This is a genomic window from Bradyrhizobium sp. 137, from assembly GCF_023074095.1.
In the GTDB taxonomy this organism is placed as follows: Bacteria; Pseudomonadota; Alphaproteobacteria; order Rhizobiales; family Xanthobacteraceae; genus Bradyrhizobium.
Genome location: NZ_JADPKU010000076.1, coordinates 1 through 1,941, shown reverse-complemented (window position 1 = coordinate 1,941; position 1,941 = coordinate 1). Strand labels below are relative to the sequence as shown.

Genomic DNA, 1,941 nt, shown 5'->3' with positions numbered 1-1,941 from the left:
CTGACCGTGGTCGACGAGTGCACGCGCGAATGCCTGGCGTTGGTGGCCGACACCTCGCTGTCGGGCTCCCGGGTGGCGCGGGAGCTGGACCGGCTGATCATCGAGCGCGGCAAGCCCAAAATGGTGGTCAGCGACAACGGCACCGAATTGACCAGCAACGCCATCCTGACATGGGCCGATCAGAGCCGCGTCGCCTGGCATTACATCGCGCCCGGCAAGCCGACGCAGAATGCCTTCATCGAAAGCTTCAATGGCCGTCTCCGAGACGAATTGTTGAACGAGACGCTGTTCACGTCGCTGGCCCAGGCCCGGGTCGAACTCGGACATTGGCGGGCCGACTACAACGATACGCGACCTCACTCGCAACTCGGATGGAAAACACCATCGGAGTTTGCCTTCACCTGCCACCCGCGACGGGATCTGGCGCTGCGCTATGCCGATGGCTCCGCACCAGCTCCCGTCGCTACCACCGCCCATTCGGGTAAACCCAACAGCCGGGGAGAACTCAGGACTGGATAAAACTTGATGTGGTGGAACGGCCCGCTCCAACAGCATCAAAGTGCTAGAACGTGGTCGTTGTTCGAACGCCACAAAGGAGGGACCGTTCCATGAAACAGGTTATCACCATCGGGTTGGATCTGGCTAAGCATGTTTTCCAGGTTCACGGCGCGGATGCCGAGGGCTCGCCCGTGTTCAGCCGGAAGCTGCGGCGCAGCGAAGTTCTGCGTTTCTTCGAGAAGCTGCCACCATGCCTAGTGGGGATGGAAGCATGCGGTAGCTCCCACTATTGGGCGCGCGAGATCGCAGCTCTCGGTCATGAGGTGCGGCTCATTCCGCCGGCTTATGTCAAACCCTTCGTCAAGCGAGGCAAAACGGATGCGGCGGACGCGGAGGCCATCAGCGAAGCGGTGACCCGAAAGACCATGCGCTTCGTCCCGATCAAGACGGTCGAGCAGCAGGCTGCCGCGATGGTGCTGAAGACCCGAGCCCTTCTGGTGCGGCAGCGAACGCAGGCGGTCAACGCCTTACGCGCGCATCTGGCCGAATTGGGCATCATCGCCACCGCCGGGCTGGCAAGGATTGAGGCGCTGGTCGCGATCGTGCGGGACGAGACAGATGCTCGCCTGCCCGCAGCAGCGCGCTTCGCCCTGATGGCTATTGCCGATGAGATCGAAGCTTCAGGCGACCAGATCGACAGGCTCGAGCGCGCAATCGTCATGGAGGGCAAGCGCGACGAGGACATGCGTCGGTTGACCACGATCCCTGGTGTCGGCGCCATTACGGCGGCAACCATCAAGGCGCTTGTGCCGGATCCCGGCGGGTTCAAGTCAGCTCGCCACTTTGCTGCCTGGCTAGGATTGACGCCGCGTTCTCATTCAAGCGGAGGCAAAGAGCGGCTGGGACGAATATCGAAGATGGGAAATCCGGAACTTCGCGCTCTCCTTGTCGTCGGGGCAACAGCCGTCTTGCGGGTTGCCCGAAACGACGCTCGGACGCGGCCGTGGCTGAAGGCGCTTCTCGCCAGACGGCCGTTCAAGGTCGCAGCGGTGGCGCAGGCCAACAAGACAGCGCGGATCATCTGGGCGCTTCTGAATAGGGGCGGGACTTATCGGCGTCCCGACCCACTGGTGATTACCGCGGTCGCCGTCTGATGGATGCAGTGACCGCCAAAACGATCTGACCGGCGCAGGCCGGCAGAGGGCAAGGTGCAACAACAGGCGATGAACCCATGGGACGAAATCCCGAGACGAGTGAAGCCACTGCCCCCAATGCGCTCAAGCGCGTAAACTTGATTGGGCTCCTCGTTTCGCGGATCTCATCGAGGCCAGCGGCCATGTGCCGCGCGCAAAGGCCGGACATATGACCGCACCGTCCCAATGTGTGAATCGATTGAAAAAGCTCTTGCCACGCGGGCCGTTCCACATATGGGGGCAAGGTCAC

The 1,941-nt window shown here is 62.2% G+C and carries 2 protein-coding genes; both read left to right on the top strand.

The genetic code is table 11. The features are described from left to right. Positions 1-519 (top strand): integrase core domain-containing protein (locus tag IVA78_RS23395; protein WP_247468183.1); only part of this gene is annotated, 519 nt, incomplete at its 5' end. A gap of 89 nt (positions 520-608) precedes the next feature. Next, a complete protein-coding gene (locus IVA78_RS23390; protein ID WP_247468181.1) occupies positions 609-1,652 on the top strand; it encodes an IS110 family transposase in 1,044 nt (347 codons plus the stop codon). Positions 1,653-1,941: the final 289 nt, after the last annotated feature.